This is a genomic window from Parabacteroides sp. 20_3 (assembly GCF_964238835.1).
Classification (GTDB): domain Bacteria; phylum Bacteroidota; class Bacteroidia; order Bacteroidales; family Tannerellaceae; genus Parabacteroides; species Parabacteroides distasonis.
Genome location: NZ_CAXSNO010000003.1, coordinates 438,810 through 463,445 on the forward strand (window position 1 = coordinate 438,810; position 24,636 = coordinate 463,445).

Below are 24,636 nucleotides of genomic sequence, written 5' to 3' on the forward strand. Positions count from 1 at the left end.
CTTTTAAAATACCCGATTAGTATGTCAATTTGACTCCGACAGAGAATACGCGTGAAACCGGATACTTCAAGGCATCCCAACCGCCGGTTTCCGGGTCCATTCCTGAGTAGTTCGTGATCGTGAAGAGGTTCTCACCGCTAAGGTAAACAGACATCATGCTGTTGCGTTCTTGCAGGTGAGCGCATTTCCTGATAACATCACTCAAGTCATAGGATACGGTGAAGTTCTTCAAACGTAAGTAAGAAGCATTCTCCAGATACCAATCAGACGGTGTGCTAAAGTTGCTATTTGGGTCGTTTTTCGATAAGCGTGGAATATTCGACCCTGTATTCGACGGACTCCAAGCGTTCATGATCTCTTTTGAGCGGTTGAAGTTTCCTTCTACATCGCTTAAAGCCATATATTTACCTACATATAAAGCTTGTGCTCCACCTACGCCTTGGAACATAGCGCTTACGGAAAGCTTCTTCCAAGTGAATCCTCCGGAGAATGAGAATGTAGTTTTAGGTGTAGCGCTACCGCAGTATTGACGGTCTTCATCATTGATAACTCCATCACCATTGGCATCGACGAATTTCAAATCGCCGGCTACAGCGTCCGGTTGGATTCGTTTTCCGTCTTTGTTTACATAAGCGGCTGCCTCTGCGTCGCTTTGAAAAATGCCGTCAGTCTTGATCAGATAGAAAGAGGCCAGCGGTTCTCCTTCGGCTGTTTGATACATATATGGAAGGTTACGATAACTACCATCGAAATATGCATCATTTTTGGTGATACCTGTCCAAACGCCCGGGGTTCCGTCTGTGTTTTTTACCCCAATATCAGAAACCCAGTTCTTTAGATAAGAGAAGTTTCCGGAAACGAAGTACGACCAATCTTTATTTACCTGTTGGTTCCAATTGATTTGCGCCTCGAAACCTCGGTTGCGGACTTCACCTTGATTGACTAACATGGCATCGATACCGATCGTTCCCGGCCAGTTCATCGTTTGCGACTGGATCAAGTTGAACGTGCGTTTGTCGAAATAGTCGAATGCCATGCTCAAGCGATTGTCGAACATGTTCACATCTAGGCCTAAGTCCCATTGCTCGGAAGTTTCCCATGTTAAGTTGGGATTTAATGCGGTAGAGTTATAGACGAAGTTTCCCCAAATCTTGTTCGATTCTACGCCGTACTGTGCCTGCTCCGACCAGAAAGTTTTACCTAATAAGGCGGATTTATAATTGTAACCGATAGATCCCAGATTACCGACACGTCCCCAAGAAGCACGGATCTTCAATAAATTCAGTGTCTCGCTCTTCGGGAAGAAAGATTCATTAGAGATTTTCCATCCGGCTGTTACGGCAGGGAAGTCGCCATAGTTATTATCTTTAGGTAGACGGCCTGCGTAATCACGACGCCAAGAGGCTGTAACGAAGTAACGATCGTTGAAGGAATAAGCCAGACGGGCGATCAAGGATACGTTTGCGTCAGGACCGGTCAAATAATCGGTAGCGGAAACGGAATTCGCATAGGATAGATATTGTAAATAATCGGATTCGTCAGATAAATCTTTTCCATTAACCTCTAGCCCTCGCTTGCTGTAATGATCGGCCGTAGTGGATAGTAAGACACCCAGGGTGTGCATGTCATTAAACGTATTGTCGTAAGTCAATGTGTTTTCCGTTTTCCATGCGTCTGCACGGTAAGTCGTTTCATCCAGATTATTTGTCAAGGAGGGTTTTCCCACCTCGTCACGGATCGGACTGAAGTTCTTATATAGATTATTCTTCAGGTTGTAAGTGAAACGGCTCGTGAACTTTAAGCCGGTAACGATATTCGCTAGTTCCAGACTGGTCGTACTCCAGATGTCACTGGTTCGGTCATAGCGGTTTTCCGCTTCCAGCAAGCGAACCGGATTGACAGCGTCTCCGTGGATATCCGCGAAGTTGGAGCCATATTTGGCGATGTAATCCGGGTCTTCGGTCGTTGTTCCACCGTAAGTACCATCCAGCGGATTGTAAACCGTAGCGCTGGCAGGCATATACATAGCCGCCGCGACAACTCCCGTATAACCACTGTCGGTATCTTTTGAACGGCTTTCGTTGTTTTTCCAAACCACGTCTTCGGTGATGGTCACCCATTTATTCAATTTGAATTTACCGTTGTAACGAAGTGAAAGGTTCTTGTTGAAAGTATTGATCAATACACCTTCATCGTTATCGTAAGCAAATGAAACACGGTTGGAGGCATTCTCGGAACCAACATTCAAGGCTACGTTATGGCGTTGGTAGAAAGCGGTGCGGAAGATCTCGTCCATCCAGTTGGTACGTGTGGTACCTACCCATGGGTTCTTGGTCAAATCCCAACCGGTCGGCAATGTAAGCCCCGCGTTTGCGTAAGACAGTTTTCGCATCTCGAGTTGCTCTTCCGCATTTAACGGCTCGATTACGTTGCTAGCTTTACGAACACCGAAAGTCGCATCATAGCTCAACGAGGTCTTGCCCTCTTTCGCCTTCTTGGTGGTTACCAAGATAACACCGCCGGCTCCGGATTGCGCTCCATAGATAGCGGCAGAGGCAGCATCTTTTAAGACGACAATCGTCTCGATATCATTCATAGAGGCGATGGGTGCGCCGGGAACACCGTCAACAACCCATAATACGTTATCGCCATTCTGTGAGCCCTGTCCACGGATCACGATTGAGGGTGTAGCCGTTGGGTCTCCACCGTTCGCTTGTACGGTAACACCCGCTAACTGCCCTTGCAACATACTTTCGGTAGAGGTAACCGGACGGGCCACCAAGTCTTCCGTGTTGTTCAGCACGCCCACGGAAGCGGAGAGATCTTGTTTGCGTTGCCCCGCTCCATAACCGAGTACGACTACCTCATCCAATTTCTGCGTATCTTCTTCTAGGATGATGTTGAAGGTCGTTTTCCCGTTTATCGGGATACTTTGCGTCATATAACCGATATAACTGATCTCTAAGATAGCGTTTTCCGGAACTTCCAGTAGGAAATCTCCATCGAGCCCGGTGATTACTCCGTTTGTCGTCCCTTTTACGATCACGTTCGCGCCAATTACAGGAATCCCCGCCTGGTCTTTGACGATACCGGAAATCTGTTTCGTACTTTGTTGGTAGATGCTGGGACTCGGAAGTTCTAAGCCCGATGATTGCCCAAAGACGGGAGAAGCTTGAGCGGTTTGGGTACCTGCCACTATGCCACATAAAGACATCCCTACGCATAGATGCTTGACAGGGATGAAATCATAAAGCCGTTGTTTCATGTTTGCGTATTTTAGTGTTTATCTAAATCTGCCGCAAAAGTAGGCGTAATATGTGCGAGTATAGTGGAAGGTCTTATGAAGTGTTTGTGAATAAAATGTTGCAAAGCTGTTGCAGCCTTACTGCAACGCACGTGCAGTGTTACTGCGACAGGCGTGCAGTAACATTGCAATGCGGGTTGCAGTAATCAGAAATCAAAGTATCGTTTAGCGTTGTTGTAACTGATGTCCTCCACCATCTGTCCAATGAAGGAAAACTCGGAGGCGGGCAATAAGCCTTTCTCTATCTCATTGCCTAGCATATTACAAAGGATCCGGCGGAAATACTCATGACGGGGATATGACAGGAAGCTACGGGAATCTGTCAGCATACCGACGAAACGGCTTAAAAGCCCGAGGCTGGAAAGCGCATTTAATTGATCTTCCATGCCTTTGATCTGATCGAGGAACCACCAAGCCGCTCCATATTGCATCTTCCCGGGTACACTGCCGTCGTTGAAATTGTAGGCATTGGCTACCATCAACTCAGTGTCGCGGGGATTCAGGTTGTAAACGATCGTTTTCGCTAACAGCCCTTCTTGATCTAAACGGCTGAAAAAGCGGTTCATGGAAACAGCTACCGGCTGATCATCGATAGCGTCGAAACCTGTGTCTGCTCCTAATAACTTGAACATCCGTTTGTTATTATTCCGATTTGCGCCGATATGGAATTGTTGTACCCATCCACTCCGGGCATCCATCACCGCCAATTCGTATAGCAATGCCGAACGGTATTTGCGAACTTCCTGCTCCGTGAGCGATTTACCCATACGAGCCTTGAGGAAGATCACCTCAATCTCCTGCTCGGTATAAGGTTCGGCATAGAAAGTATCCAACCCGTGGTCCGATAACCGGCACCCTTGGGCGGCGAAGAAATCATGTCGTTTTTGTAAAGCCTCCAATAAATGCTTGTAGGTGAGGATGGTCTTATCGGCGGCGGCCTCCAGCTTGGACAAATAGTCATTTAGCGCCTTGATATTATCGATAGCGAGTACCTTGTCCGGTCGCCATGCCGGATATACACGGGTGTGGCATCCGTTTGAACGTATTTTTTGATGGAATTCCAATGAGTCTATAGGATCGTCGGTCGTACAAACGATCTCTACGTTCATCCGTTTCATGATGTCTTGCGCACGATATTCGGGGGTACGTAGTTTATCCGTACAAGTCGCATAGATTTCCTCGGCGGAAGCCGGATTCAAGACTTTATGGATTCCGAATATACGGCTAAGCTCCAGATGCGTCCAATGATAAAGCGGATTTCGCATCGTGTAAGGCATCGTCTCGGCCCATTTAAGGAATTTCTCGTAAGGAGATTTATCTCCGGTGATATATTCCTCGGGAATACCGTTCGCTCTCATCGCCCGCCATTTGTAATGGTCTCCGCCCAGCCATATCTCCGTAAGATCCTCGAATTGGTGATTCTCCGCTATTTGCCGGGGATCCAGATGGCAATGGTAATCAATGATGGGCATCTTCGCCGCATGCTCGTGATATAACTCACGGGCCGTGTCGGTCTGGAGCAAGAAATCTTGATCTAAAAAGCTTTTCATACTTGGCGATACTTTTGAATGATAGATAAGGCGTCGCGGCATAAATCGGTAATGGATTGCCAATCGTTTCCCGCTATCGCTTCTTTGGGGAAGAGTTTGGACCCCATTCCTACGCAGGTCACGCCGGCCTTGAACCAAGCGGATAGATTCTCCTCTGTCGGCTCCACGGCACCGGTCGCCATGATTAGGGTCCATGGCATGGGCGCCTTTATGTTCTTGACAAATGAGGGACCTCCTACATTTCCGGCGGGGAATATCTTGCAAAGGTCGCAACCTGTTTCTTGGGCAAAGCCGATCTCGGATACGGAACCGCAGCCGGGCGTATAAGGGATGAGGCGACGGTTACATATCTTCGCTATCTCCGGGTTAAACAGCGGACCGACTACGAAGTTTGCCCCTAGCTGTATGAATAAGGCGGCTGTGGCCAGGTCTACGATAGAACCTACGCCCAATACTAATTCCGGACATTCCTTGGCGGCGTATTTTACCAGTTCGCCAAATACCTCGTGGGCGAAATCTCCCCGGTTAGTAAACTCGAAGGCTCTGACGCCTCCCTCGTAACAGGCTTTTACAACTTGTTTTGCGATCTCTACCTCTTTATTATAATAGACGGGCACCATTCCGGTTTGGATGATAGCCTGTAATGTTTGTATTTTATTGAATCGAGCCATATTGGGAATTAAAAATTGAAAATTGAGAATTGAAAATTAGCGGGAGACACGGCCGGAGGTGTCGCCGGACATGAGTTTTTCTACTTCCTCTACGGTTACTTGGTTGAAGTCTCCGTAGATCGTGTGTTTCAGGCAGGAAGCCGCTACCGCGAAGTCCAAGGCTTTCTGGTCGTCACCGGGGTAGGAGAGCAAACCGTAAATAAGGCCTCCCATAAAAGAATCGCCTCCACCTACACGATCTACGATATGGGTGATGTCATACCGGCGGGATTCGTACAACCGGTTGTCGGCGTATAGCACTCCGCCCCATGTGTTATGATTGGCATTGATGGAGCCTCTTAGCGTGATGATAACTTTCCGGGCACGTGGGAAGTGAGCCATTAATTGGGTACATACCGACTGGAAAGAAGCGGCGTGTACCTCGCCTTCCGTGGCGGCGGCGTCGAAACCTTCGGGCTTGATACCGAAGACTTTCTCGGCATCTTCCTCGTTTCCTAGGATGATATCGCATCCGGCTACTAGTTCCGGCATGACCTCATGGGCTGTCTTACCGTATTTCCAGAGATTTTTCCGGTAGTTGAGGTCGCAGGATACCGTGATGCCCAATCGGTTTGCCGCCTGTATCGCTTCCAAGCATACGTTGGCGGCACCTTCGGATATGGCTGGCGTGATACCTGTCCAGTGAAACCAAGAGGCATCTTTGAATACCTCGTCCCAATCGATCATCCCCGGTTGGATCTCGGCGATGGAAGAATGAACCCGATCATATACCACCTTGCTGGCACGAGCGACCGCTCCGGTCTCCAGAAAATAAATGCCTAACCGTTCCCCTCCGTAAATGATCTTGGATGTTCCGATACCCTGTTTGCGTAATTCCATAACGCAGGCACGGGCGATGTCATTTTTGGGTAAACGGGTTACAAACTCAGTCTCTATGCCATAGTTGGCGAGTGAGGCGGCGACATTCGCTTCCCCTCCGCCAAAAGTAGCGTTGAACTGATTGGCTTGGCAAAAGCGTAAATAGTCCGGAGTAGCCAGCCTAAGCATGATCTCTCCGAAAGTTATGACTTTCTTACTCATGGTGGTATAGTATTATGTTTTTCGCAAATGTAAGGGTTTATTTCGAATAATGTATAGCGTGTGTGCGAAAACATAGGCTTTTTTATTCCACCTCCCGGACAAAACGCCCGATTTCGAAAGGAGTCTTAGGGGCGCTAACACTGGTGTAGAAAGGAAGCAGGTATTTGACAAAGCCTTCTTCTACCTCTAAATTGGGAAATCCTAGTTTATAGATACCAAAGCGAGAATCATAATCCTTGATCGAATCTTCTCGAAGTTCTGTATACCGATGGGATAAATAGTCTGGTTCATAGTGCCAAATATTTAATGTGACCTATTGACAAAGATACGATAAGTTTCTTGATTTAGGATATAGAGTCCGGAAAAACAAAAAAGCCGCTAGTCCCAATATGGATGCGGCTTTTTTTGCTCCTCAATGAAACAATCTCACGATTCCCCCCTTGCAAAGACTTGTTAACCTTAGATCTAAAATACTATGAAAAAAACTCGATGCAAATATAAAGGGTTTTATAATATGCGTCAATAGTATTTGTAACATTTTATTGTAAAAATATCGCAAATAGGTTTCAATTTGATATATATCAAGCTTGTTATTCTGAAATTCCGTACTTTTTAGGAATATTATTCATAATTTCGAATAATTCGTTAACAGTCTCCGCACGTAGCATGGCGATCCGTGTTTGCTTGAAATCGGTAATACCTTTGAAGAGCGGAGTAGCTGCCAGATGACGACGAATATGTAAGATTCCCCTACGTTCGTCCAATCGTTCCACGCTTTGCTCCACTTGTTTTTTTAGGATATCCAGATACCAAGAGAAAGGCTCTTGCGGCAATAATTCCCCGGTCGTAAGATAGTGTTTTACCTCCCGGAAGATCCAAGGGCGGCCTATGCTAGCCCTACCGATCATTACGGCGTCTACGCCATAGTCCTCGAAACGCTGCTTGCATATCTCGGCGGAAGTCACGTCGCCATTCCCGATGATAGGGATTTGCATGCGAGGGTTATTTTTTACGGCACCGATCAAGGTCCAATCCGCCTCGCCCGTGTACATTTGCGCCCGTGTACGTCCGTGGATGGAGAGGGCGGCGATACCGCAATCCTGTAGTTGCTCGGCCAGATCCACGATAACACGGTTGTCGGCATCCCATCCTAAACGGGTTTTCACGGTGACGGGGATGTTCACGGCTTTCACTACTTCTTTCGTGATTTCCAGCATCAACGGGATATTGCGTAGCATACCGGCCCCGGCTCCCTTGCCTGCTACTTTCTTTACGGGGCAACCAAAGTTTATGTCTAAAATATCCGGACGAGCTTCCTCGCAAATACGTGCGGCCTCTACCATCGAGGCTACGTCCTTACCGTAAATCTGGATAGCGACCGGACGCTCATCATCGGAGACATTTAGTTTTTGCTGTGTTTTGTTCACACTGCGGATCAACGCGTCGCTCGATACGAACTCCGTATATACCATGTCCGCCCCGAAGCTTTTGCACATCAAACGAAACGAGATATCCGTCACGTCCTCCATAGGCGCCAAGAATACCGGACGCTCCCCTAAATCTATTGAACCAATCTTCATACCTTCTGTTTGCTAACTAAATAGAGATTACAAAAGTACTTCTTTTTGGGGAATAATTTTTACATCTCGTAAGATGATCGGTGGATGGAACAGGCGTTTTTAATAATCCGGATCATTTATGATATATTGATAGAGCTCGGATTGCCCCGCTTTATTTAGGATCTTGTGCTTCTCCAACTGGAACTATTCTTTCATGATGGGATGGAGGGTTTGTGCTTATAAGAAATCTTCTCAAATATTATTCGTACCTTTGCTACCGTAATATTAAAATATATAACCTTGAAAGAGAAGGATTTTGAAATAATGGCGCCTGTCGGTTCCTATGAATCGTTGATGGCTGCTATACAAGGAGGGGCCGACTCCATTTATTTCGGTATCGAGGGATTGAATATGCGTTCTCGCTCGTCGAATAATTTCACGACGGAGGATTTGCGTAAGATCGTCGCTATTTGCGGGGAACATGGTATCAAGAGTTATCTCACGGTTAATACGGTTATTTATGGTGAGGATCTTCCGTTGATGAGGGAGATCATAGACGCCGCTAAGGATGCGGGTGTCTCCGCCATTATCGCCGCCGATGTGGCCGCTATGAGTTACGCGAATAGCATCGGGCAAGAGGTGCACTTATCCACGCAGTTGAATATCTCGAACGTGGAGGCGTTGAAGTTTTACGCCCGCTTCGCCGATGTGGTCGTATTGGCTCGCGAGTTGAACTTAAAGCAGGTGCATGAGATTTATCAGGAGATCGTGAAGCAGCAGATCAAAGGCCCGAAAGGGGAATTGATCCGCATAGAGATGTTCGCTCACGGGGCTTTGTGCATGGCCGTGTCCGGTAAATGCTATTTGAGTTTGCATGAGATGAACGCTTCCGCCAATCGGGGGGCTTGCATGCAAATTTGTCGTCGTGCCTATACGGTGCATGACAAGGATAGCCAGATCGAGCTGGATGTGGAGAATCAGTATATCATGTCGCCGAAAGACTTGAAGACGATTCATTTCATGAATAAGATGATGGATGCCGGCGTACGTGTGTTCAAGCTGGAGGGGCGTGCCCGCGGGCCGGAGTATGTGCGTCTCGTGACCGAATGTTATAAAGAGGCGGTCAAGGCCTATTGCGAAGGTACCTTCGATGAGGAGAAGGTAGCGGTTTGGGACGAGCGTCTGCGCAGGGTCTTTAATCGCGGTTTCTGGGATGGCTACTATCTGGGACAACGATTGGGTGAATGGAGCAGTAAATATGGCTCCGGTGCTACCCGTAAGAAAGTGTACGTGGCACGGGGTATCAAATACTTCAGCGGAATCGGTGTCGCCGAGTTTGAGATGGAGTCCGGTTCCTTGAGAGTAGGCGATGAGATCTTGGTAACAGGTCCCACGACCGGAGCCGTTATGCAGACCGTCGATGAGATCCGGGTAGACCTGAAACCGGTGGAGGAGACCGTGAAAGGGGAACGCTTCTCGATAAAGATGTCCGAGAAGATCCGCCCGTCCGATCGTCTTTATAAAATGGAGAAAGTACAAATCGAAAAAGAACTACGATAATGAAGGAATATATTTTTAAACTGACAGACAAGGTTCGCGATTATGAGTGCGATTTGCAAGGCGTGGTGAATAACTCCAATTACCAACATTATATGGAGCATACCCGGCATGAGTTTCTGGAGTCGTTGGGTGAGAACTTTGGCGCCATGCATGAGAAGGGCATCGATGCTTTTGTGGCCCGTGTGGATATCCAGTTCAAGAACTCCTTGCGGAGCGGCGATCGGTATACTTCTTGCCTGAATGTATATAAGAAAGGGGTGAAACTGGTGTTCGAGCAAGATATTTACCGGGAATCCGATGGGGCGCTGGCTACTAAAGGAGTCGTGGAATCCGTTGTCGTAGAGAATGGCAAATTAACCAGAGGAGAATATTTCGATGAGATGCTAAAGCGAATAGAATCAAAACAAGCATAAATGACAGACAAACAGATTTACCAAATTGGCCTTACTATGATTAATGGGGTGGGAGATATCCTAGCCCGCCATCTTCTGGAAGCGTTGGGGGATGCGGAGGCCGTGTTTACGGAAAAGCGCCAGTCGCTAGAGAAGATACCGGGTATCGGCGATTCGATTATCGCCGAGATTAAGCGGGCGGATGTGCTCTTACGGGCAGAGAAAGAATTGGCTTTTGCCCAAAAGAACGGTATCTCTATCTATTTCTTGAAAGATATGAATTATCCGGAACGTCTGCGGGAATGCCCGGACGCTCCGGTTTTATTTTATTTCAAGGGGAACGCAGATTTAAACGCCGCCCATATCATCAGCGTTGTGGGTACTCGTAGGGCCTCCGCTTATGGGCAGGAAGTGACCGAGCGTTTATTGCGGGATTTGTCCGTGAGTTTCCCGGATCTATTGGTCGTTAGCGGACTCGCTTATGGCATCGATATTTGTGCCCATCGGAATGCGTTGAAGAACCAATTGCCCACGGTGGGCGTATTGGCGCATGGTTTGGATCGTATCTATCCTCCCGTGCATCGCTCTACGGCGATCGAAATGTTGGATCGGGGAGGTTTGTTGACCGACTTTCCTAGCGGGACGAATCCGGATCGGCAGAACTTTATCCGGCGAAACCGGATCGTAGCCGGTCTGGCGGATGCCACGATCGTTATTGAATCAGCGGAGAAAGGAGGCTCTTTGATCACGGCGGATATCGCTTTCTCGTATGGCCGGGATGTCTATGCCTTTCCGGGCCGGGTAACGGATATCAACTCTAAGGGATGTAATAGCTTAATCCGGCAGAATAAAGGAGGCTTGATCACTTGCGCTGACGATTTAATCATGGCGATGCGTTGGGATGTCGCTCAAAAGACAGACGCGTTACCGGTCCAAACCCAATTATTGTTTCCGGAGAACGAGGAGAGTGAACGGATCTTGTCGTTCTTGGAGACGCAAAAGGAATCTCATATCAATGAATTGTCCGTAGCCTTGAATCTTCCGGTACATCAATTATCTTCTCTGCTCTTTGAGTTGGAATTGGATGGAAAGATAAAATCGATGCCGGGAAGCATCTATAAACGAATGAAACCCCTATAAATAATTAAAGCCTGTCTCACGACAAGCCCTAACCAAACTTTGTTAACCTTAAATCTAATACTATTATGAAAAAACCACAATGCAAAGATAAGCTTGTAAAGCCCCTTTGTCAAGGGTTTTGAGTATAACTTGTGTTAAACAACATGCCAGTCCGGTGTAAAAAATGTTTTTGAATTTGAAACTATACAGAATATGCGCAAAATCTTCTAAAATTAACAATTTGGATATTGTTTGTAATCCTTGATCTGCACAGTGCTTGTATATATGGAGGAGGTTTATCCATACTAAAAAATCCTTGTAAGCGAACTTACAAGGATTTCTGGATTTGTGCGGCTGAAGGGACTCGAACCCCCACGCCGTGAAGCATCAGATCCTAAGTCTGACGTGGCTACCAATTACACCACAGCCGCATTGGAATCGTGTGCAAAGGTAATGCTTTTTTATAAACTTGCAAATATTTGCGTTGTTTTTTTAGCGAAACCTTATTTCTTCTCGGTCTCGGACAAGAGGTGGGTGATCGCCGCCTCGATAATCGTATCTTTACCTTTCTCGATATCTTCTTGGGTCATAGAAATCTTATATGTAGGATCGATACCGAATTCCGTATGCTGTTTGTTTACATCCAGCATGGGAGACGCGGAGAAACGGACACCCCAGCCGTTGGGCAACTCGGAGTTGAAGGGGAAACCACTACCGCCTCCGGTGCGATCTCCCATCGTCGTTACATAAGGCATCATGCGTACTTTCTGCACGAAATCGTTGGCGGCGCTGTAGCAATGACGATTCGTTAAGACCACAACAGGGCGTAACCAGCGGATACGCTCGGAAGGTGAGAGATAAAGGGGATAAGGTTCGGAAAAGTCATCGTGCCCTTTACCCGTCTTATGTTGGATATAGCCGGTCAGTATCTTTTCCTCCAAGAAACGAGAAGCGATGCGATCGGCGTTTGATAACATGCCACCGCCATTATCCCGGATATCGAAGATCAAACCTTTGCAATCCTTGAATTGATAGAATATGTGATCCAAACCGCTTTCGCCGGCCGAACTGGAAAAGCTACCGTAATAAATATACCCGATCTGACCGTCACTCAATGTCGTGTATTTAAGCCCTCCGGCGATCGAGTAGTTCCTTCCGAGATAATTCTCTTGTATGTCTGAGTCGAAATTATCCGGATAATCGAGGTACCAATCCCAATAGCGGGACATATTGAAGGTGGATATCAAATTGGTATGCCCGTCTTTCAGCTCGTTTAGCATATCGCCTAATACGTCAAATAGGACGTATTGGTTCATCGTATCGCTTATCTGCGTCTTATAACGGTCGTGAACCTCGTTCCAATCAATGTCCTTGTATTCGAAGAAGCAGTAATTCTCATCCAATATTTTCCAAAGCGCCTCAAAGTTCTCCTGTGGGGAGGCCACGTATTCGTCCGATTTCTCACATCCGGTAAACAGGAATCCGAGAGATATACATATATATATAAGGTATCGTTTCATTTGATTTCCTTTTAATAATAAGCGCTTTTGAACCGCTGGGTATTCTTTAGGCGTTTTCCTCCGAAAGAGATGAATTCTTTCACGAGGCCGATCATAAAAGAGTGAGATATTATATGAGACTGTATCCCATTGACATCCGTACGGTAAGAGCTGTTTAGGTAACCTGCCCGTATCGTAAAATTACAAACCGGGAAATCGACCGTGAAAAAGTTCTTCATGGCGAATTTATTATGGAAGGAATTGAATTGCACCACTCCCGAAGCATTCCCTAGGTTGAAGATCTCGTAATACGATTGCCCGTAATGGGGGGAGAATAAAACACCGGCGAAGGGGATCGTGAACTGGTAGCGCAGCGTCATAGGATATTCCTTGACGCGTAACTTATAGATCGCCATGGCGGAGATGTTCAAATCGATATCCGCTTTCGCCGAGGCCGGGTTATTTCCGTTGCGGGTATTGTATATAAAACCACCCATGCCATGCACGGCACCACCCGCCAGAAGATTTAAATCCGGCAATACCGTGGGCAAATGATAATAGTAACCCAACGTATAATCGATAAAGCCCGCGAAATCCGTAGCGGTAGAGGCAGCATTATCCGTGCTAGCCAGATCGACGCTTATGATTTGCTGTCTGGATACCCGATAGTTTGCCAGCCGGACCCTCTTCATCCGTTCATTCATTACCCGTAATCCGGGGCCTGTATATTTCTTATCTTCCATGCTGGGAGATAAATAGGTGTCCATTAGGTTGTAGCTTCCTATACCGACCATGGTCCCGCTGTTGATAGACCAAGGGATCTCGTCTCCATCGGACTGGGCCTTGGCCGGTGACGCGAGAAACAGCAGGAACAAACCAATCAAACAGGTGATAGCTTTCATAGGTTATTCGTCAAACAATTTCATCTGTCCCGTAATTTCATCGATAATATCCGTGGTACTCTGCCCGTCGTCAGTGTCGTTTCCCTCCTCATTGCCTTCGGTATCGTCTGATTCCGATGCGTTTTCGGAAGGGACGAAACGATTCGGTTCCAGCTCATTGATTGTCTCGACCTCAAATGTAGAGATTCGTTTACCTTTGGCTTTGAAGCCTTTCACCGCGATAAATTCGTCGGCATCGAGGACGAGAGCCTCCCGGAAGGCGTCATGGCCTCCGAAGATCACCTCGATACGAGGATAGACCTCATCCGTAAGCAACATCAAGCGGTTCTTCGGATTCTCTCCTAGGAAATTCTGCTTCCGGGTGTTTACCTCCAGCAGGAATCGTTTGATATAATAATATTTCTGATCCGCATCGTATAATACGGCAGTCCATATCTTGCTCGGCTGGTATTTCTCGATGACCATGATATTGGACTCGTAGTGATTGCTAAGGTCAAAATTCGTGACGTAGAAATCGCCGTTCGGCAGGATCACTAATATTTGATCGTTGCTATGGAACTCGCCTAGCTCTTCTCCCCGTCCATCGTAATTTAACCGGAGTACGTCCCAGTCGAACCATACTTCCCGGCCTCCCAAGGTGGAAGAGCCTTTCTGCTTGAGGCTGATCTTGTGCACTTCCGCTTTCGTCAGGATATTACCTTGAGAACCCCGTCCCTTAATGGCTATCTCGCTGAAGTTCTTTTCGAAGACGAGTAGTTTCTGCCGGGGTTTGGGTTTCAGGATTACCTTGACGGTCTCCGCCTCTCCGTTCGGGTTTGCGCTGAAGTAAAGGACACGGGAGTTTTCCGTACCTTTGGTCAGGTCGTATTCCCGATCGCGTGTAGCGCCTGTGACGGCGAAGCGTTTGATGTAATTATATCCGAATTTACCGTCCCGGTATATGACGTTGTAAATCGTCCGGTTGTCGTTACGCTTAAATACGTTGACATATAGAATATCCTTACCGATAAAGATCTTATCCGCTACCTTGACGATCTTATAAGTACCGTTGCGATAGAAGATGATGACATCGTCTATATCCGAGCAGTTACATATGAACTCGTCCTTTTTCAGTCCCATGCCGATGAAACCTTCTTGACGGTTGATATACAATTTCTCGTTCGCCTCTACGACCTTGGTCGCCTCGATCGTGTCGAAATTGCGTATCACGGTATGGCGAGGGTAAGCCTTGCCGTATTTCTCTTTCAGCATGGTAAACCAATCGATGGTATAGTCGACGATATGTTCCAGCTTATCGTTGATCTTGGCGATTTGTTCCAAGGTCTGGGCGATGAACTCGTTACTCTTGTCGGAGTTGAACTTTAGGATACGTCCCATTTTGATCTCCATGAGCTTCAGGATATCGTCCCGGGTAACCTCACGGATAAATCGGGGCTTGAACGGCTCTAAACGAAGGTCGATATGGGATATCGCCTCGTCCATGTTCTTGGCGTTCTCGAACTCCGGATCTTTATAGATGCGCTCCTCGATAAATATCTTTTCAAGGGAGGCGAAGAACAGGGCCTCCTCTTGCTCTTGTTTCTGGATCTTGAGCTCTTCCCGTAAAAGCTCCAGCGTACGATCCGTAGAGTGGCGAAGCACATCGCTGACCGTAAGGAAATGCGGCTTGTCCTCCTTGATCACGCAACAGTTCGGGGAGATACTGATCTCACAATCCGTAAAGGCGTATAAAGCATCGATGGTCTTGTCTGAAGAGACCCCCGGAGCGAGATGCACCAAGATCTCTACATCCTTGGCGGTATTATCGTCTACCTTCTTGATCTTGATCTTTCCTTTATCGTTCGCTTTTAGGATGGACTCGATCACGGTAGAGGTTGTTTTTCCATACGGGATCTCCGAGATCACCAATGTCTTATTATCGAGCTTGCCGATTTTCGCACGGACTTTCACCGATCCACCCCGTTCTCCATCATTATATTTGGCTATGTCGATAGAGCCTCCTGTCTGGAAATCCGGGTATAACGCGAATTCCTCTCCCCGTAGATAGGCGATGGAAGCATCTAATAACTCATTGAAATTATGAGGGAGTATCTTGGAAGACAGGCCTACGGCGATACCTTCCACGCCCTGTGCCAGCAATAAAGGGAATTTTACCGGTAAGGTAACCGGTTCCTTATTACGTCCGTCGTAAGAAAGCTGCCAAAGGGTTGTCTTGGGATTGAATACGGTCTCCAAGGCAAACTTGGAAAGGCGAGCCTCTATATAACGAGGAGCGGCGGCTCCGTCTCCCGTCAGGATATTACCCCAGTTTCCTTGGCAATCGATCAATAGATCCTTTTGTCCCAATTGCACCAAGGCATCTCCGATAGAGGCGTCTCCGTGAGGGTGGAACTGCATCGTATGACCTACGATATTCGCAACCTTGTTATACCGCCCGTCATCCAACCTCCTCATGGAGTGCAGGATACGTCGTTGTACGGGTTTCAGTCCATCGTTGATATGCGGAACGGCCCGTTCCAAGATCACATAAGAAGCGTAGTCTAGGAACCAGTTTTGGTACATCCCAGACAAATGATAGGTCGTGACACGTGTATCCCCTTTCCCCGGGACTTTATAGTCGGAATGGGTATTCGCCTCTTCCTCCGTAGCCTCGTTATCTTGGGTATCACTATTTATATCCTCAATTTCCTCGTTTTCCTTATCCTCGATATAATCGTCTTCTTTATCTTCCGGTCTCATAAAATCCAGTTCTTTCTACACAACGCTATTACGCCAAATTGCTAACAGGGTGTAAATATAGCAAATATTCGGCAGTTTTTATAAGAATGAGGCTTTTACGAGAGTGAGTTTGCGTTAAATAAAGAGATTTTATAAAATAAATATTTAGGTGGTAGGGGTTTTTCAGAATCTTTTGTCTTATCAATAACAATTGATATTTACATATAAAAGAATAATGATATGAAGAAGCTGATTTTATTTGTGTTATGCGCTTTGAGCGGCTTGGTGGTGAGCGCTCAATCACGCTGGGGGATTACTCCGGAGGGTGGATTTGCTGCGGTTAATCGTGTTGGAATGGGCTCTAGCTGGCGTGCGGGGGTTAAGGTAGGCGTTGGTGTATCTTACCAGTTTGAACCGGGATGGATTGGATTGAAATCCGGTCTATATTATGCGAATAGAGGGTATTCGTTGGGAGATTATCCGAGAACGACGGAGTCTGCTACGTATGTCTTGAAAGAGATGATGACCGGTGGTATCACGCAACATTTTTTGCAATTGCCCGTGATGGCTGATTTCTCATGGAAAGTGTCGAAAGAGGTACGTATGCATTTAGCGGTCGGTATGTATGCCGGTGTATCTGTCAAGAATGATACGAATTGGGGATCTTCGTTTACGATGGGGTATTCGAAGGAGCCGCAGGCGCTTGGTAAATATGTCAAATCTACTGGCCTAGGGTATAGTTATGGTTATGGCCATTCGGGATATGATGAGGCTGAAAGCGCCGATCATCCATTTCGAGACGTGAATTCTTTTGATTGGGGATTGACAACTTCTTTTGGTATAGAGGTGAATAACTGGGTGATGAATCTGGGGTATGATCTCTCTCTAGGTGATGAGGGCGGTAACTATAAGATCGATGGCGATAATTTCTCTCTGTATGAGGTAAGAAGTGTCGGTGCCAATTACAATACGATGAGTCTGACGGTTGGGTATAAGTTCAAGCTTTAACGGCAAATCACTCATAGGATACGAATCTGACGAATATTCGGTGTCTTTTTTTAATAGATACGCAGCTTTTGAGATTGTTTGATCATCTATAACTTATAGAAACTTAAATAAATAAGATATTATGAGAATCATCAATCCGATAGGTGGGATCATCCTGCTTTTTGTCTTGCTGGGCACTCTGGGGTGTAGCGAGGACTCATTTCAAGATGAGGCTAAGCCGGTGATTTGTCCTAGTGTTGTTTATCCGGAGGGAGCTAAATTGGCACGAGTTTGGTACGGTGCGGGTATTTCCTCTCCTCTGAGTCTAGCGAAGGAATATGTGTACGATGAGTCGGGACGTATCTCCAAGGTATTACATCCATTGAATACGGAGGATGGAGAAGGATACTTGATTGGCTACGTTGAATATGTTTATGACGAGTGGGGTTTTTTGTCTAAAGAAGTTTACTTCAACAGAAACCTAGATCAGACGTATCATAATTTGTCTACGCTTCATTATAAGTATGATGAACAAGGCCGGAAAATAAAGGAGATTACTGAATATCCGGTTATTGGCAAGAGCAAGGTGACAGTCTTTTCTTATAAGAATAATCTTCTGGAACGGAAAGTTGAGTACGACGAACTCGGCCGGAAGCTTACTTATACGGACTATGAGTACGATGAGGCAGGGTTGTTGACAAAAGAAACGATTCGTGATCCCGAAACGTCCGAGGTTCTCCGATATAGCGAGTATCGCAATGAGAACGGATTGAACATGGAGATCATGGTTTATGCCGACCTTCCGACAGAAAAAGAATCCATAGAGCTTCGTCGGATCACGAAGTCCTATGATCAGAATGGCAATCTGCTTCAATTAGTCTCTGAAGAATTGGCTTCTTCTAGCTCCCAGTCGAGTTTCTCGGAGTCCTATGAGTATATTTGAAGGCGTTCGTGATGACTTTATTCGATATAGAATGTCATCACGAATGTTTTTTCCTTCGTATAGGGCGCCTATTCGTCCAATCCTTGTTCGTTCGGATTTCCGGTCTTCATGAAATACCCTTATACAATAAGACCCCTTCCGTAGTTGTTCTCACTCCTTGTACTTTTCCTCCGGTAATTTGAAAATTCTTTTAGTTCTTATGGTTTTCTATATTTGCCATAAATATAACAAAAAATGCAGAGCGTAGCGTAGGGATTAAAAGCAAAAGTGGGTTTCTCTTAGAGGTAACAAAAGTTTCATACTGAGGAAACTTTAGTTTCCCTATAGAGAAACAAAAGTTTTCCGCTTATTAAACTTTTGTTTTCATATGGAAAAACTTTTGTTTTTTTAGGCTAAAAAACTACAAATGACTAGATGTTAATATTTTATCCGTGTTGAAAGGAGATCGGATAATGCTATATGGTGAGTGTGGAGGAGCGTTGTGTTAGGTGATGGAAAAGTGGTAAATAGCAGTAAATAGTGGTAGATAGAGCTAGATAATTGTAGATGTTTTTTATCTACCACCATTAGTTAATCATCCTAAGACCAGATGAATGCAGGGATAGTTGTAGATGTTGTAGCAAATAGGCTTATAAACTATATGAGAGAATTGAAAGTCAAAGCGATAAACAAATAACTTTCAATTCTCCATGTTTCAATTAAATGGTATAATATTGTTCCCATCCTTTGCGAGGCGGCAAACCACACAGCATCTTATTCGCCTCCGGATCGTTCGTGATCTGTTTCGTGTCACGATCGAAGACGAGCTTGCGGTTCAAGCGCTGGCTTAATACGCCGAGACAGAATACCTGACTTAATGGGCCGGCGATAGAGAACGGTGAGCGGGTTTTCTCCTTACCCATACAACTTAGCAGGAAGTTCGCGAAATGGTTAGACGGGCTTTTCGGCACTTCCGGTAAGCGGGATTCCATCTCTTTCGCTTTCTCATCCGGGATGATAGATAAGGTACTTCCATGAGAACCACCCTTGAAGGTTAATTCTTTCGAGTAGATTTCCTTGCCCGGGTTCAACTTCGCCGGTTGTATCTTGCCGCCGGCTACGGTCGGGATATTCGGGTCGAGCTCGGAAACACCGTAACCTTCCGGGACGGAGGGGATATTGTCCAGTCCATCGTACCAAGTGATATCCACGGCCGGCATATTCCCTCTTTCTGGGAATTTAAACAAAAGGGTGGATGACATCGGGAAGAAGAACGGGTTATGGTCTTTCAAATAAAGCGGATTTATTTCTGTAGGCAATCCTAAATCTAGGAATTCATGTGCCGTATCCAAAATATGCGCTCCCCAGTCTCCTAAGACACCCATTCCGAAGTCGTACCAACAACGCCATTGTCCCAAATGGTAGTCATGGTTGTAATCATGATATTGAGCTACGCCGATCCATGTGTCCCAATCCATCGTCTCGGGAACCGGTTCTCCCATAGGCATATGCCTAATATTCGGGTTCCATCCGTGCCAGCGACGCGGATTATTCATATGGGCGGTAATGGCGGTAACATCCTTGATAATACCGGCCTCTTTCCATGCCTTGAATTGGAAATAGTTCGCCTCGGAATGTCCTTGGTTACCCATTTGGGTGACAACGCCGTATTTCTTCGCTCCACGCATCATGATCTCTATTTCTTGGAATGTGCGGGCCATCGGTTTCTCTACATATACATGTTTGCCGTGCGCCATCGCCTCGATCGTGATCGGGAAGTGGGAATGATCCGGCACACCTACGCTTACGGCATCGATCTTGTCCGCCATCCGGTCGAACATCGTGCGGAAGTCTTGAAAACGGGCCGCTTTCGGGAACATGTTGATAATCTCTTGCGTGTGAGGGGCTCCCATGTCCACGTCGCAGAGAGCTACTACGTTACACAGACCTGTGTTATACAATTCCTTGGCGATCTCGCCCCCTCGTTGTCCGATGCCGATGAACGCGATGTTTACCCGGTCATTAGCGCTGATTAGCGGGGAAGTAGGTAGAACACGTCCGTGGGCGGGTGTCCAGAACGACGGGATGGCCGATACTGCCGATAAGGCTAGCGCTCGCTTAAGGAACGAGCGGCGTGAGATTTCTTCTGATTTCATGGTATTATCTTGTTTAAATTATACTGTTTGCGCAAACACTAATGATTTACGTCGTAAATATACAAAACTTTCTATAGTTACGGAAAAAATCATTTACTTTGTAACCTCATAAAGGAGACCATGTGCTAATGTGCCACTCAGGCGGGTCTCCGATGGACTTATCATTGGCACATTGGCATATTAACAAAATTGGCAAATTATTAGATTATGGCACAAGAAGATGTATTTAAGAAATTAGTTTCACACTGTAAGGAGTATGGTTTCGTATTTCCCTCCTCAGAGATTTATGACGGTTTGGGAGCGGTATACGATTATGGCCAGTATGGTGTTGAGTTAAAGAACAATATAAAGAAATATTGGTGGGATAGCATGACTTTGCTGCATGAGAATGTGGTGGGTATTGATTCCGCTATTTTTATGCACCCTACTATCTGGAAAGCTTCCGGCCATGTTGACGCTTTTAATGATCCGTTGATCGATAACAAGGACTCGAAGAAACGTTACCGTGCGGACGTTTTGATCGAAGACCATTTGGGCAAGATCGAGGAGAAAATGAATAAGGAAGTGGCGAAAGCCGCAAAGAAATTCGGTGACGCTTTCGATGAGGCTAAATTTCGTGAGACGAATCCTCGTGTATTGGAGCATCAAGCGAAATGGAATGAGATCCATGAGCGTTATAGCAAGGCGATGAACGAGTCTAACTTCGAGGATCTTCGCCAATTGATCTTGGATTGCGAGATCGTTTGCCCGATTTCCGGAACTCGTAACTGGACGGAGGTTCGCCAGTTTAACTTGATGTTCTCTACGGATATGGGTTCTACCGCTGATGGAGCGATGAAGGTTTATCTTCGTCCGGAGACGGCCCAAGGTATTTTCGTGAACTTCTTGAATGTGCAGAAGACTGGCCGTATGAAGATCCCGTTCGGTATCGCCCAGATCGGTAAGGCGTTCCGTAATGAGATCGTGGCTCGTCAGTTTATCTTCCGTATGCGTGAGTTCGAGCAAATGGAGATGCAATTCTTCGTTCGTCCGGGTGAGGAGATCGAGTGGTTTAAGAAATGGAAGTCTACTCGTTTGAAATGGCATCAAGCCCTAGGTTTGGGCGATGAGAAGTATCGCTATCACGATCATGAGAAATTGGCTCACTACGCTAATGCGGCTACGGATATCGAGTTTGAAATGCCGTTCGGATTTAAGGAAGTGGAGGGTATACATAGCCGTACGAACTTCGACTTGAGTCAGCATGAGAAGTTTTCCGGTAAAAAGATCCAATATTTCGATCCGGAGTTGAACCAGAGTTACACTCCGTATGTAATCGAGACCTCGATCGGTGTAGACCGTGTGTTCTTGAGCATCATGGCGGGTTCTTACTGCGAGGAGACGTTGGCGAATGGCGAGAGCCGTGTGGTATTGAAGTTGCCCGCAGCCTTGGCTCCGATCAAATTGGCCGTATTGCCATTGGTGAAGAAAGATGGCCTGCCCGAGAAAGCTGAGGAGATTATAAATATGTTGCGTTTCGACTTCCGTTGCCAATACGACGAGAAGGATTCTATTGGTAAGCGTTATCGCCGTCAGGATGCGATCGGTACCCCGTATTGTATTACGGTAGACCATGACACCTTGAAGGATAATTGCGTAACGATCCGTTTCCGTGACACGATGGAGCAAGAGCGCGTAAGCATCGATAAGCTTCACGATATTATCACGGAGAAGGTGAGCATGAAGAATTTATTGAAAAAGGTAATAGAGTAAACGAATGAAGAAGTACTGGCATATTGCGTTGATGTTGTTTTGCGTGCTCATGATCACCTCTTGTGGGGATGATGATGAGGCACTAGAGGTGGATGAGGTTTGGAAGGTCCAGAATGAGGAGGCTTTTCAAGCCCAGATGCTGGTTCCGGGTTTCGAGCAATTGAGTTCTCAAAGTAATGCCGGATTTATCCTTTACAAGGTCTTGAAGACTGGGGAGAGTAAGGAGCCGATTTATTATACGAGCAAGGTGGAATGTTATTATAAAGGGACGTTTATTGATGGAACGGTTTTTGATGATAAATCGTTTGAGGCAGGTGCCCCTGCCGAACTTACTGTTTCTGAGATGGTAGATGGTTTTGCTACAGCGTTACAGAATATGCACCCAGGAGATCGTTGGGAGATTTGGATTCCTCAACAGATGGGATACGGTTCGGCTGGAAGGAGTGCTTCGGGAAGTGTCATAATAAAGCCTTATACGACTTTGATCTTTGATTTGGAAGTTACAAGGATTGTCAAAGAGTAGGTTCTTTCATTAAGAATAATTACGGCCGCCTCTTTTTAGGGGTGGCCGTTTTTTTATAGTTATATGTAAATCTAGGGAAGCAAACCTCTATAAACAATTAAAGCCTGTCTCACGACAAGCCCTAACCAAACTTTGTTAACCTTAAATCTAATACTATTATGAAAAAACCACGATGCAAAGATACGTTCGTCAAGACCATTTGTCAAGTCTTTTGCAACTAATATATGTTAAGTAACATATCTATGCTTGCCAAAAAGTGTTACACAACACAAAACTCTATATATTACAATCAAAATCTTCTAATTTTAACGATGATTAGGTCCCTTTTATAGGACTGCTAAAGGGAAAGACGTTCTTTGAGTAGCTTATAGCCAGCGCTACTGGCACGAAGATATGTTCCATCCTTTAATCGTACTTGATAGGTTTCTTTTCCGAATAGTTCTACTCGCAATATCTGTTCCGTATTAACGATATAAGAGCGGTGTATACGAACGAACTCCGGAGAAGGAAGGCTTCGCTCGAAATACTTCATGGTTTGCTCCTTTACGTGCTGACCGGAAGTGGTGAATAAGGTCACATAGTCGCCACATGCTTGCAAATAGAATATCTCTTTTATCGGGATGATATGAATACGTGCCCCGTCTTTTACGGATATACGATCTAGAATCTCCTCCGGAACGGTAGTCGGGGGAGGTGCCGTCTTTTCCTCCATTTGTCTCACGATAGGTTCCGCCTCACTCTTTCTTTCCCGACTGGCATACCATTGGGATAGAATGATCCATGCCATTAGGCCGAACAGGAATCGAAAAGGAATCGTGATCGAGAATTCCTCCCAATCTTCCAATCCGAATATTTGTAGCAAGATCGAGCATCCGGCTATGCAAGCGATTTGTACGAGTACGGCGAAAGCCACTCGTGCTTGCATGATATGTAACGTACATTGTACATACCAAAGATAATATCCCGCTACGGCGAACAATGCGATGGAAAGTAAGCTATCGATCAAAGTGATGCTCAACGGAAGATCGCCATAAAGAGTTAATAATGCGCATTGGATCGCTATGGCTAAAAATAATAATAGGCTTCCCAGCCCTTTATGTAATATGGATGTTGTAATAGGATGTTCTTGCATGATGAGTTTAGTCTCTTAGTTCAAGGCCGCTGAACGACAAGTCTCCACATATATACAACGTGTGCGTCATGTCGGTTGTTTCTGTCAGGTCCCTCATATCTTGGCATCCAGCCAAGAAGGAATCAACCTTTAGACGAACCAGCCATCCTTTAGGGACATATATTACTACGCCGCTGAAGGAGCTATCTATGTTTATGATGGTTTCATCAGCCTCTAATGTTGTTTTTTTAAGATCGAGGATCACGTTGCCGAAAGATACGTCTATGTCCGCCCCCTTGAATACGGGGTCCAGTACGATGTGCCTTACCGAGTTGAAAGTGGTGTCAACCGATACGAAACCGTTATCTGTCTCGTAGTTGATCTCATCGTTAGGCTTTCGGTGCCCGAAAGGGGGATGGTTAAAGGGACGTTTATGCTTTTTCGTGCGGATAGAATCTTTCCGCTTCAGCATGATGACCAATCCTAACAGGATTAATCCTAACGGCCAATATACACGTAAGAAATCGTTCGTGATCCAATTTAACTGCGGGAAAAGGAAATAGACTCCCACGCCCACGAGGAGCATACCTCCTACCGGATTACGGTGGAAAATCATAAAGATGCCCGACACGACAAGCAGCATCGGCCAAGATACAAGCAAGTCAAATAAAGATGGATCTATCATTCCTAGATTCCGCAGTAAAAATAATATACCGACAATGATAAATAAGGTAGCGATCAGATACCCGTTTGTCCTCTTCTCTTTAAAATCGATGTCATAATCTTTCATATCCATAAGTTCCATTTTTTTGTTTTTTATCAAATGTACGG

18 protein-coding genes, 1 tRNA gene and 1 pseudogene are annotated in these 24,636 nt (G+C 46.0%); 7 read left to right on the forward strand and 13 right to left on the reverse strand.

Annotated elements, in window-relative coordinates; genetic code table 11:
• Window positions 1–16: 16 nt before the first annotated feature.
• The 6 genes and pseudogenes from ACESPU_RS08590 to dusB all read right to left on the reverse strand — a co-directional run bounded on the left by ACESPU_RS08590 (window position 17) and on the right by dusB (window position 8,185).
• On the reverse strand, window positions 17–3,265 hold the full coding sequence (locus ACESPU_RS08590; protein ID WP_048927012.1) for a TonB-dependent receptor: 3,249 nt from the start codon (window positions 3,263–3,265) through the stop codon (window positions 17–19).
• A 185-nt stretch (window positions 3,266–3,450) separates the two neighbouring features.
• On the reverse strand, window positions 3,451–4,854 hold the full coding sequence (gene uxaC, locus ACESPU_RS08595; RefSeq protein ID WP_048927013.1) for a glucuronate isomerase: 1,404 nt from the start codon (window positions 4,852–4,854) through the stop codon (window positions 3,451–3,453).
• Window positions 4,851–5,525, reverse strand: a complete 675-nt coding sequence (locus tag ACESPU_RS08600; RefSeq protein WP_373133278.1) for a bifunctional 4-hydroxy-2-oxoglutarate aldolase/2-dehydro-3-deoxy-phosphogluconate aldolase — start codon at window positions 5,523–5,525, stop codon at window positions 4,851–4,853. The genes uxaC and ACESPU_RS08600 overlap by 4 nt, the downstream gene beginning before the upstream one ends.
• Before the next feature lie 36 nt (window positions 5,526–5,561).
• Window positions 5,562–6,605, reverse strand: coding sequence for a sugar kinase (locus tag ACESPU_RS08605; RefSeq protein ID WP_048927014.1), 1,044 nt, complete (start codon window positions 6,603–6,605; stop codon window positions 5,562–5,564).
• An 88-nt stretch (window positions 6,606–6,693) separates the two neighbouring features.
• A pseudogene (locus tag ACESPU_RS08610) lies at window positions 6,694–6,849 on the reverse strand (AAA family ATPase); the annotation flags it as partial.
• A 346-nt stretch (window positions 6,850–7,195) separates the two neighbouring features.
• On the reverse strand, window positions 7,196–8,185 hold the full coding sequence (gene dusB, locus ACESPU_RS08615) for a tRNA dihydrouridine synthase DusB (RefSeq protein ID WP_057326091.1): 990 nt from the start codon (window positions 8,183–8,185) through the stop codon (window positions 7,196–7,198).
• A gap of 279 nt (window positions 8,186–8,464) precedes the next feature.
• On the opposite strand from dusB, the gene ACESPU_RS08620 reads away from it, so the two are divergent.
• The 3 genes from ACESPU_RS08620 to dprA are packed head-to-tail and all read left to right on the forward strand — an operon-like array spanning window position 8,465 to window position 11,256.
• Window positions 8,465–9,724, forward strand: coding sequence for a peptidase U32 family protein (locus ACESPU_RS08620; RefSeq protein WP_172618166.1), 1,260 nt, complete (start codon window positions 8,465–8,467; stop codon window positions 9,722–9,724).
• On the forward strand, window positions 9,724–10,137 hold the full coding sequence (locus tag ACESPU_RS08625) for a thioesterase family protein (RefSeq protein WP_005860009.1): 414 nt from the start codon (window positions 9,724–9,726) through the stop codon (window positions 10,135–10,137). The genes ACESPU_RS08620 and ACESPU_RS08625 overlap by 1 nt, the downstream gene beginning before the upstream one ends.
• Entirely contained in the window at window positions 10,138–11,256 is a 1,119-nt protein-coding gene (gene dprA, locus ACESPU_RS08630; RefSeq protein ID WP_122144082.1) for a DNA-processing protein DprA, read from the forward strand.
• A gap of 328 nt (window positions 11,257–11,584) precedes the next feature.
• Here the strand turns inward: dprA and ACESPU_RS08635 are convergent.
• The 4 genes from ACESPU_RS08635 to ACESPU_RS08650 form a co-directional block, all read right to left on the reverse strand.
• Window positions 11,585–11,666 (reverse strand) — tRNA-Leu (locus ACESPU_RS08635).
• 72 nt (window positions 11,667–11,738) lie between these two features.
• Entirely contained in the window at window positions 11,739–12,755 is a 1,017-nt protein-coding gene (locus ACESPU_RS08640) for a S41 family peptidase (protein WP_122144081.1), read from the reverse strand.
• Between the two features lie 11 nt (window positions 12,756–12,766).
• Complete coding sequence (locus ACESPU_RS08645) at window positions 12,767–13,636, reverse strand: DUF3316 domain-containing protein (protein ID WP_122115124.1); 870 nt, start codon at window positions 13,634–13,636, stop codon at window positions 12,767–12,769.
• 3 nt (window positions 13,637–13,639) lie between these two features.
• On the reverse strand, window positions 13,640–16,375 hold the full coding sequence (locus ACESPU_RS08650) for a DNA gyrase/topoisomerase IV subunit A (RefSeq protein ID WP_005863421.1): 2,736 nt from the start codon (window positions 16,373–16,375) through the stop codon (window positions 13,640–13,642).
• Between the two features lie 219 nt (window positions 16,376–16,594).
• On the opposite strand from ACESPU_RS08650, the gene ACESPU_RS08655 reads away from it, so the two are divergent.
• The gene (locus ACESPU_RS08655) at window positions 16,595–17,362 is read left to right on the forward strand and encodes a porin family protein (protein WP_005863419.1); all 768 of its coding nucleotides are present in this window, start codon (window positions 16,595–16,597) and stop codon (window positions 17,360–17,362) included.
• A 121-nt stretch (window positions 17,363–17,483) separates the two neighbouring features.
• Window positions 17,484–18,284, forward strand: a complete 801-nt coding sequence (locus tag ACESPU_RS08660) for a hypothetical protein (RefSeq protein ID WP_227154496.1) — start codon at window positions 17,484–17,486, stop codon at window positions 18,282–18,284.
• A 698-nt stretch (window positions 18,285–18,982) separates the two neighbouring features.
• Here the strand turns inward: ACESPU_RS08660 and ACESPU_RS08665 are convergent.
• Window positions 18,983–20,419, reverse strand: a complete 1,437-nt coding sequence (locus ACESPU_RS08665) for a Gfo/Idh/MocA family oxidoreductase (protein WP_122115123.1) — start codon at window positions 20,417–20,419, stop codon at window positions 18,983–18,985.
• 207 nt (window positions 20,420–20,626) lie between these two features.
• Here ACESPU_RS08665 and ACESPU_RS08670 point away from each other — a divergent pair, with 207 nt between their 5' ends.
• Together ACESPU_RS08670 and ACESPU_RS08675 are read left to right on the forward strand one after the other, a co-directional pair.
• Window positions 20,627–22,171 carry a glycine--tRNA ligase gene (locus tag ACESPU_RS08670; RefSeq protein WP_057326092.1) on the forward strand — a complete coding sequence of 515 codons (1,545 nt, stop codon included), beginning with the start codon at window positions 20,627–20,629 and terminating at the stop codon, window positions 22,169–22,171.
• 4 nt (window positions 22,172–22,175) lie between these two features.
• Window positions 22,176–22,694, forward strand: a complete 519-nt coding sequence (locus ACESPU_RS08675; protein ID WP_005859990.1) for an FKBP-type peptidyl-prolyl cis-trans isomerase — start codon at window positions 22,176–22,178, stop codon at window positions 22,692–22,694.
• Window positions 22,695–23,031: 337 nt separating this feature from the next.
• Here ACESPU_RS08675 and ACESPU_RS08680 read toward each other — a convergent pair whose 3' ends face one another.
• On the reverse strand, window positions 23,032–23,826 hold the full coding sequence (locus ACESPU_RS08680) for a LytR/AlgR family response regulator transcription factor (protein WP_373133279.1): 795 nt from the start codon (window positions 23,824–23,826) through the stop codon (window positions 23,032–23,034).
• A 7-nt stretch (window positions 23,827–23,833) separates the two neighbouring features.
• Window positions 23,834–24,601, reverse strand: coding sequence for a LiaI-LiaF-like domain-containing protein (locus ACESPU_RS08685; protein ID WP_158532916.1), 768 nt, complete (start codon window positions 24,599–24,601; stop codon window positions 23,834–23,836).
• Between the last annotated feature and the right edge of the window lie 35 nt (window positions 24,602–24,636).

Excerpts from the sequence above, each read along its gene's own strand:
- ACESPU_RS08590 (WP_048927012.1), bottom strand. The coding sequence starts at position 3,265 with ATGAAACAACGGCTTTATGATTTCATCCCTGTCAAGCATCTATGCGTA.
- uxaC (WP_048927013.1), bottom strand. The coding sequence starts at position 4,854 with ATGAAAAGCTTTTTAGATCAAGATTTCTTGCTCCAGACCGACACGGCC.
- ACESPU_RS08600 (WP_373133278.1), bottom strand. The coding sequence starts at position 5,525 with ATGGCTCGATTCAATAAAATACAAACATTACAGGCTATCATCCAAACC.
- ACESPU_RS08605 (WP_048927014.1), bottom strand. The coding sequence starts at position 6,605 with ATGAGTAAGAAAGTCATAACTTTCGGAGAGATCATGCTTAGGCTGGCT.
- dusB (WP_057326091.1), bottom strand. The coding sequence starts at position 8,185 with ATGAAGATTGGTTCAATAGATTTAGGGGAGCGTCCGGTATTCTTGGCG.
- ACESPU_RS08625 (WP_005860009.1), top strand. The coding sequence starts at position 9,724 with ATGAAGGAATATATTTTTAAACTGACAGACAAGGTTCGCGATTATGAG.
- dprA (WP_122144082.1), top strand. The coding sequence starts at position 10,138 with ATGACAGACAAACAGATTTACCAAATTGGCCTTACTATGATTAATGGG.
- ACESPU_RS08640 (WP_122144081.1), bottom strand. The coding sequence starts at position 12,755 with ATGAAACGATACCTTATATATATATGTATATCTCTCGGATTCCTGTTT.
- ACESPU_RS08645 (WP_122115124.1), bottom strand. The coding sequence starts at position 13,636 with ATGAAAGCTATCACCTGTTTGATTGGTTTGTTCCTGCTGTTTCTCGCG.
- ACESPU_RS08650 (WP_005863421.1), bottom strand. The coding sequence starts at position 16,375 with ATGAGACCGGAAGATAAAGAAGACGATTATATCGAGGATAAGGAAAAC.
- ACESPU_RS08655 (WP_005863419.1), top strand. The coding sequence starts at position 16,595 with ATGAAGAAGCTGATTTTATTTGTGTTATGCGCTTTGAGCGGCTTGGTG.
- ACESPU_RS08660 (WP_227154496.1), top strand. The coding sequence starts at position 17,484 with ATGAGAATCATCAATCCGATAGGTGGGATCATCCTGCTTTTTGTCTTG.
- ACESPU_RS08665 (WP_122115123.1), bottom strand. The coding sequence starts at position 20,419 with ATGAAATCAGAAGAAATCTCACGCCGCTCGTTCCTTAAGCGAGCGCTA.
- ACESPU_RS08670 (WP_057326092.1), top strand. The coding sequence starts at position 20,627 with ATGGCACAAGAAGATGTATTTAAGAAATTAGTTTCACACTGTAAGGAG.
- ACESPU_RS08675 (WP_005859990.1), top strand. The coding sequence starts at position 22,176 with ATGAAGAAGTACTGGCATATTGCGTTGATGTTGTTTTGCGTGCTCATG.
- ACESPU_RS08680 (WP_373133279.1), bottom strand. The coding sequence starts at position 23,826 with ATGCAAGAACATCCTATTACAACATCCATATTACATAAAGGGCTGGGA.
- ACESPU_RS08685 (WP_158532916.1), bottom strand. The coding sequence starts at position 24,601 with ATGGATATGAAAGATTATGACATCGATTTTAAAGAGAAGAGGACAAAC.